Source organism: Collinsella sp. CLA-ER-H5, from assembly GCF_040092375.1.
In the GTDB taxonomy this organism is placed as follows: domain Bacteria; phylum Actinomycetota; class Coriobacteriia; order Coriobacteriales; family Coriobacteriaceae; genus Collinsella.
On sequence record NZ_JBBNLR010000037.1, the window covers coordinates 1 to 6,762 of the forward strand.

Genomic DNA, 6,762 nt, shown 5'->3' on the forward strand with positions numbered 1-6,762 from the left:
CTTACACCAACATTTTCGACGCGATCTCCTTCTTAGTATGTGATACCGGAAAGACCTATCCGGATGTCCAAAGCCTGCTGCTTCTAAGCGACCTCTTCGGCGTCTCCATCGATGAACTTGTGAAAGGAGACGTGGTTTCAATGAAGGAAGTCGTAAGCAAGGATGCGCTCGAGATGGAGCGATTGGCGATGGGGTCTGCTGCCCTGCTGCTCGCGGGGATTGCATGCATGGCAGGCATCTACGCACTACTGCCCGAGCCATCGTTCATCCCGCATATGTCCACAGGCGCGCTGATCGGGATACTCGTGTTTGTTGCATTCTGGATCCCGTCGCTCGTATGCACGTCGCGCATCGAGAGGATCAAACGCGAGCATGACCTTGTGACGTTCCGTGAGATCAGCGCGTTCATGGACGGCGAGGAGGCTCCGAGCGAGACCGATGCGCTTTCCAGACGCAGGTCACGGCTCAGCCCTGCGCTCAAGATGGCCTGCGGTGCGGGGTTCGGCTTCCTCATCGCGTTCCTGATCACGGCACTAGTGAATGCCTTGCACTAGATGCACGCCTCTTTGACGGACTCAAAGCCAGCTAGGATTCCGGGGGCATGTAGGTCTTTAGGTACTCCAGCACCGTTTCGAGATATTGCCGATAGACTGCGCTGTCGTTCTGGAGCCCGTGACCCGAGTGCTCCGCCACAAAGCAGTCGTGGGGGACGCCGTTTTCGGTAAGCGCCCTATCGAGGCGTACCGATGCCTTGAAGGGCTGCATAGTGTCGTGAGTGCAGTAGGCCATGACCGTGGGTACCGCGTCCTTCGTCACCCAGAGAAGCGCCGAGGCGTCCTTGACGGCGGCGTCGTAGGCGGGCGTACCGAACATGTCCGGCGTGAGCTTGGCACCCGTCATAACGCCGAACAGGCCCGCCGCTTCTGCTTGGGCTTCCGGCTTGTCCAGCCCGTAGTTGTCCCAGTCCTCGGGGTAGAAGCTGGAAGGCCCCACGGCTTCGAACACGAACCTCACCGGCACCGGCGATTCCGCAGTGTCGCGGTAAGCGTACAGCAGGGCGAGGCACCCGCCGGCCGATCCGCCCCCGATGGCCATCTCGTTCACGGGGTAGCCCAGCTTGGCCGCCTCGGCGACCACCGCGTCCATGCTCTCTTGATTTCCAGAGACTGCGTGAGGATGTTCGCCCCGGGGTGCTGCTCGCTGAAAAGCGTGTAGTTGATACCCGCAGCCACGTAGCCCTGAGCGCAGAGCCAATGGAGGGTCCGCGCGTCGTCGGCCTTGTCACCGCTGGTGAACCCGCCGGAGTGCAGGTACACGACCAACCCGTAGTGCTGCCGCGACCGGTCGGCGGGTACATAGAGGTCGAACTTGTTCGCGTCGCCGTCGCCGTAGGGGATGTCGGCATAAACCGTTCCCACCGAGTCGTTCCAAACGACGGAGAAATCGTCGCCGAGGGGATTGCTCACCAGCTTGATGGCCGCCGAAAGCGTGAAGACGGCAATGAATATCCCCACGTAGAGGAAGCCCCAGAGAATGCGGTGGCGCTTTTTGGATGGCTGCTCTGGCGCATCGGTGGCTTGGAGAGGAATCGCAGGATCTCTAAAGCCCATTGACAAGCCACTCGCTCCAATTCATCCAACTCTTAGCGCGTGACCATCAACGAGCTGTTCGATCAGCCATCTCGTTTGCCCTACAGCTTCCGCCAACCGGATATCGTGCGTGACCAGAAGGATCGCCCCGGGGAATCCAACGAGCAGTCTCTGCAATGCCTCTATCGAGCCGATATCGAGGTGATTGGTCGGCTCGTCGAGCACGAGGAAGTTGGGTTCCGCAACCAGCTTCTCCGCGAGCATCAGCTTTCGGAGCTCACCGGGGCTCAGGTCGTCGCCATCGAGCAGTCTATCGGGGTCGGAGTTCAGGCGTGCCACGATGGACAGGATACGCCCCTTTTTCTCTTGCGTATGCTTGCGCAGCTGCTCAAGGGCACGCTCTCGCTCGACCGACGCAACAACCTGAGGAACATAGGCAACCTTTATATTCTCGGGGACGGAATCGATGATGGCACGCACCAATAGACTCTTGCCCGTCCCATTTGCTCCGGTCAACACCACATGGTCTGTTGGAGAGACCCAGAGCTGAGGCACATTCAAGCAGAACTCGCCCGCTAAGAGCCGAGTAGGACCAACGCGCGCAACGATACTCGATCTGGCGGCTTCTCCGAAATCGCTAATGCAGTGGTCGTAGCGCTTCGGCACAGAGTTCTCCGATAGCGTCGACTCCGCCCTCGCAAGACGTTCATCCATGGCGGCTGATAGTTTACCGGCTACACCGTCCTTCCCAGAGACTATGGCGCGCCCGATCCGCGCGCGCCCGTCGCTATCTCTCTTGTCCAGACCGCGCTTGCTGCGCTTGCCCTTCTGACGTGCCGCCTCCTCGCTCCTGCGCTGCGCCTCCGCCTTCAGCCGCTTCACTTCGCGCATAGCCTTCTCTCGGTCGCGCAGCGCGGTGGCACGTTCGCTTGCCGCCTGATCGCTCGCCTTCGAATAACCGCCCGGGCGCATGATCCAGCGTGCGCCGTCGCACAGGAGGCTCTGATCGACGAGGCCATCGAGCAATTCCCTGTCATGGGAGATGAGGATGCCGACTCCATCGAATGAGGCTAGCGCCTCGCTCACGATTTCACGCGTCGGGGCATCAAGATCGTTCGTCGGCTCATCCATGACAAGCACGTCGGGGCGAGCATAGAGCGCGCATGCGATCTGGAGTCGTTTCTGCTGGCCGCCTGAGAGCGTGTCGTAGCGCCAGGGCCAATCGTCTCCGATATGCAGAAGCGCCTTTGCGCGCTGCGCTTCTTGGTTCCAGTCTGACGCGAAGTCTATGAGGTTCCCAGGTTCGAGCGAAGAATCCTGCTGGCAGTACACGGAGAACAGCTTCGAGCCCACCGTTCCGGAATCGGGCTCGATAAGGCGCGTGGCGATTCTCGCTAGCGTGCTCTTCCCGCATCCGTTGTCACCGATCACGGCAGTCCATCCTGAGGAAAACGTGACGCCGACATCCCTTACAGCGGGAGAGACCGCACCAGGATAGGTGTAACTAATGTTTGTGAGATTCAACTGCATGGCGAGCTCCTTCGAAAGGAGACCGCGCAGGGGTTAGGCACGCGAGGTGTGGAATCAAGACGAGAAGATACTGAAGCGACGCGGAACCCTAACGCGCGGTCGAGCGTACAAAATGGTCGTTTGGGACCCTTAGCGGGCATCGCTAGTTCTTCATCTAACCTAACTCGAAGCGTCGCATGGCAAAGGCTCCGCTGATTGAATGATATTCAAATTATAGCACGCGTATTGAATTATAGCACGCGTATTGAATTATAGCGCGCGTGTTGAAAATAGGTTTGAACCACGAACAAGCTGGGATAATGCATCATCGCCCACAAACCACCTGAAATTCTGCCAGCGAGTAATTCTAGGAAACGAATGTATCAACTGTGGGCAAGTATGATTAACTAAAGCAACACAAGGAGACGAATTGCAACACCAACAAGCGAAAATGGCTTAGCGATGCATCGCTAAGCCATTGAATCGCCTCTTTGCAAAGTGAGAGAAATCCCAATGCGTTTAAAAAATCGTGTCAGAAAAGTACACCTATTTACAAAGAAGTTCAAAGGAGCAAACTAATATAAAAAGTGCCTCTGAACTGGGGGTTTACTCCCACTCCACCGTGCCGACGGGCTTGGGGGTCAGGTCGTAGCAAACGCGGCAGATACCGGGGACCTCGGCGGTAACGCGGGCGGTGATGCGCTTGAGCAGCGCCCAGTCAAGCTCGGGCACCTCGGCGGTCATGACATCGACGGTGCTGATGCAGCGGATGATGCAGGGCCAGTCGTAGGCGCGCTTGCCCTCGCGCACGCCAGTGGCGCGGAAGTCGGGCACAACGGCGAAGTACTGCCAAATGGTAAGACCGGCCTTGTCGATCTCCTCACGCACGATGGCGTCGGCCTCGCGCAGCGCCTCAAGACGGTCGCGGGTGATGGCACCGAGGCAATGGACACCCAGGCCGGGGCCGGGGAACGGCTGGCGCTCAACCATGTTCTCGGGCAGACCGAGTTCGCGGCCCACGACGCGCACCTCGTCCTTGTACAGCAGCTTAACGGGCTCGCAGAGCTCAAACTGCAGGTCCTCGGGCAGACCGCCCACGTTGTGATGGGCCTTCACGCCGTCCTGCGACTCCAGGATGTCGGGATAGATGGTGCCCTGAGCGAGGAAGCTGACCTCATCGCCCACCTTTCGGGCCTCTTCCTCAAACACGCGAATGAACTCGGCGCCGATAATCTTACGCTTGGCCTCGGGCTCGGCGACGTCGACGAGCTTGTCGAGGAAGCGGTCGGTCGCGTCCACGTAGACCAGATTCGCATCCATCTGGTTCTTAAAGACGTCGACGACCTGCTCGCTCTCGCCCTTGCGCATAAGGCCGTGGTTCACGTGCACGCAAATGAGCTGCTTGCCGATGGCCCTGATGAGGAGCGCCGCGACAAGACGGTCGAGAACTACCTCAAAGCCCTCGAAAGCGCCTACATCCTGAGCGAATGCGAACAGAACGGCATCGCCGGCAAGCAGGTGCTTAGACCCCAGCGCAAGTTCTATCCCATCGACACCGGCTTGCGCAATCTAGCTAGCAACTATGCCCCAAAGGGCCTGGGCGCTCAGCTCGAGTGCGTGGTATTCAACGAGCTCGTGCGCCGTGGCTACAACGTGACCGTGGGCGCACTGCTTAAAGGCGAGGTAGACTTCGTGGCCGACAAGCACGACGAGCGCCTCTACATCCAGGTGACCGAAACGCTTGCAAGCCCCGAGACATACGAGCGCGAACTGGCGCCTTTTTCCCTCGTAAACGATGCCTTCCCCAAGCTGGTGCTCACCACCGATCGCCTGCGGCTCGGCACCACCGAGCAAGGCGTGCGCATCGAGAACCTGGTGGACTGGTTGCTCAAAGGCTGGAGCTGAGCGACGCAAGTGTCCAGCACGCACCTGGACAGGACCCGCATGGCGCCCTCCGCCGCCAGACGGCCGCGGCAGGCCTCCTGCAGGAACACGTATGCCGCCGCCTCGAGCGTGAAAAGCTCCTCGCCGCGCATGCCCTCGCCCCGTCCAATAAACGTTCACCGCGCTAAAGGAGAGCGCGACCGTCAATAAAGAGCGCTTTTGCGCACTAAAAATCAGTGAATCTGAACTCAGAAACGCTTGTTGTCCACGAGGCATCGAGTATCGTCCCGTCCCGCACATCGTCCGTCGGGCTGGAAAGGGAGATCGGTGCGTCTCCCCCGCCCGTTCCGGATTCGACGCAAAGCAGCACGGGCGACGCGCCCTTCCGGCCCACGCCCCTCCCCTCTTCCAACTGGCCTTAATCCGCCGAATCGCATCCTTCTGCCCGAATGTAGGCCACAATCATCGACATATCGTCAGCCGCACGCCGCCGGGGCGGCTCCCGCATCGTGGCAAAGCGGGTCCGCGCCGGGGCGTCGGTTGACGGCTCGGCCTACAGCTCGCGCCTTCCGTACAGCCCGAGAGAGACGACGGCGGAGGCGGCCAGCATCAGAAGCGAGGCCGCGAGCAGCGCCGCCATCGAGGCCGCAAGTCCAGCGGGGGTCTCGACGAACGTGAGAAAGTCCGTCACGAGCCCGAACGCGCCGCCTTCGAGAATCCCCGAGTTCCCGAGAAGCATGGGGGTGACCACGAACAGGCCGACGGTGACGGTTGGCAGAAACTGGGTCGCCTTGGTCTGGCCGAGCTTGAAGTACACCGGCGTCACGACGGACGCGACGGCGGAGCCGATCAGGACGCAGACTGCGGTGGCGAAGGCCATGCCGGCGACCCTCTCCCCGCTGAACGCGAGGAACTCGGAGAGGCCTCCCGGCAGCTCCACGGCGGACGCGAGTCCCATGACCGCAAGCGATACGGCGAAGCCGACCGCCGAGCCGATGAGGCCGAGCGTCGCGATGGCGGCATAGCGGCTCAGGACGACGTCGCGCTTCGAGACGGGAAGGGTGAGGCGATAAGAGCCCCATCCGTTCTGGTCGTCGTAGACGGAGAAGCCGATCGCACCCATCATGAGGCACATGCTGGCGAGGACGGCGGGGCGGCCGCGGGCCCGCCGCCGGAGAGCTCGCGCCTCCTCCTCACCCAGTCGCCCAGGGTGCTCCCCGCCATGCCGAGCTCTCGGGCGACCTCCCTGACGGGCCGCCCCGCCGCGATGACGTAGTCGGCCGTCTCGTCCCGGTAGTCCTTGGGGAACTACTCGTACTTGGTCCCAGGCTCGGCTCCCATGGCCACACCCTCCTACGGGGCAGGTTCCTCTGCCGTCCAAATTATCAGGTGTCCACGGTTTCGACAGGGCTCAAATGCAAACAGGCGCTGGTCGCGGGCGGCATCGCTGCGGGCTGGTTCATCACAAGCCGGGGCGCTGCGGGGTCGGACGGCGGCCAGGTGACCGACTCCCAGTCCGTCGGAGGCGTCCCCGACTCCGGGCAGATGCCGCCCGACGCCAAGCAGGTGCCCGAGGACCAGCTCCAGGGTGGCGGAGAGGTGACGTTCTCGAGCTAGGACGTCCAGTTGAAAAAACGGGCCCCATGGCAACCATATTGAACTGCGCCCCAATTCTTGGACGGGCTAATAAGCGGCCTACGCCGCACATAGGGACTGATTCCGGAATTCCTCCGGGGTCAGTCCCTTCAGTTTAACCTGCCTCCTTCTCGTGTTCCAATGG

At 61.1% G+C, this 6,762-nt stretch carries 8 protein-coding genes; 3 read left to right on the plus strand and 5 right to left on the minus strand.

The genetic code is table 11. The features are described from left to right. A partial coding sequence (locus AAAX31_RS09925) for a hypothetical protein (RefSeq protein WP_349077099.1) occupies window positions 1–554 on the plus strand: 554 nt, incomplete at its 5' end. A gap of 31 nt (window positions 555–585) precedes the next feature. On the opposite strand, the gene AAAX31_RS09930 is transcribed toward AAAX31_RS09925, so the two are convergent. The 4 genes from AAAX31_RS09930 to guaA all read right to left on the minus strand — a co-directional run bounded on the left by AAAX31_RS09930 (window position 586) and on the right by guaA (window position 4,487). Continuing rightward, window positions 586–1,146 carry a prolyl oligopeptidase family serine peptidase gene (locus AAAX31_RS09930; RefSeq protein ID WP_199579946.1) on the minus strand — a complete coding sequence of 187 codons (561 nt, stop codon included), beginning with the start codon at window positions 1,144–1,146 and terminating at the stop codon, window positions 586–588. Next, entirely contained in the window at window positions 1,101–1,610 is a 510-nt protein-coding gene (locus AAAX31_RS09935) for an alpha/beta hydrolase (protein WP_250787853.1), read from the minus strand. Before AAAX31_RS09935 ends, AAAX31_RS09930 begins: the two co-directional genes overlap by 46 nt. Before the next feature lie 21 nt (window positions 1,611–1,631). Then, complete coding sequence (locus AAAX31_RS09940) at window positions 1,632–3,119, minus strand: ATP-binding cassette domain-containing protein (RefSeq protein WP_250787852.1); 1,488 nt, start codon at window positions 3,117–3,119, stop codon at window positions 1,632–1,634. 585 nt (window positions 3,120–3,704) lie between these two features. Further along, complete coding sequence (guaA, locus tag AAAX31_RS09945; protein ID WP_250786829.1) at window positions 3,705–4,487, minus strand: glutamine-hydrolyzing GMP synthase; 783 nt, start codon at window positions 4,485–4,487, stop codon at window positions 3,705–3,707. On the opposite strand from guaA, the gene AAAX31_RS09950 reads away from it, so the two are divergent. Further along, the gene (locus AAAX31_RS09950) at window positions 4,482–5,003 is read left to right on the plus strand and encodes a hypothetical protein (RefSeq protein ID WP_250786828.1); all 522 of its coding nucleotides are present in this window, start codon (window positions 4,482–4,484) and stop codon (window positions 5,001–5,003) included. The genes guaA and AAAX31_RS09950 overlap by 6 nt on opposite strands. Before the next feature lie 532 nt (window positions 5,004–5,535). On the opposite strand, the gene AAAX31_RS09955 is transcribed toward AAAX31_RS09950, so the two are convergent. Beyond that, window positions 5,536–6,117, minus strand: coding sequence for an ABC-2 transporter permease (locus AAAX31_RS09955; protein WP_284703055.1), 582 nt, complete (start codon window positions 6,115–6,117; stop codon window positions 5,536–5,538). A 254-nt stretch (window positions 6,118–6,371) separates the two neighbouring features. Here AAAX31_RS09955 and AAAX31_RS09960 point away from each other — a divergent pair, with 254 nt between their 5' ends. Beyond that, the gene (locus AAAX31_RS09960; protein ID WP_250786826.1) at window positions 6,372–6,599 is read left to right on the plus strand and encodes a hypothetical protein; all 228 of its coding nucleotides are present in this window, start codon (window positions 6,372–6,374) and stop codon (window positions 6,597–6,599) included. Window positions 6,600–6,762: the final 163 nt, after the last annotated feature.

Bases quoted from the DNA above. Each gene is read 5' to 3' on its own strand.
- AAAX31_RS09955 (WP_284703055.1), bottom strand. From the start codon at position 6,117: ATGTGCCTCATGATGGGTGCGATCGGCTTCTCCGTCTACGACGACCAG.
- AAAX31_RS09935 (WP_250787853.1), bottom strand. From the start codon at position 1,610: ATGGGCTTTAGAGATCCTGCGATTCCTCTCCAAGCCACCGATGCGCCA.
- AAAX31_RS09930 (WP_199579946.1), bottom strand. From the start codon at position 1,146: ATGGACGCGGTGGTCGCCGAGGCGGCCAAGCTGGGCTACCCCGTGAAC.
- AAAX31_RS09940 (WP_250787852.1), bottom strand. From the start codon at position 3,119: ATGCAGTTGAATCTCACAAACATTAGTTACACCTATCCTGGTGCGGTC.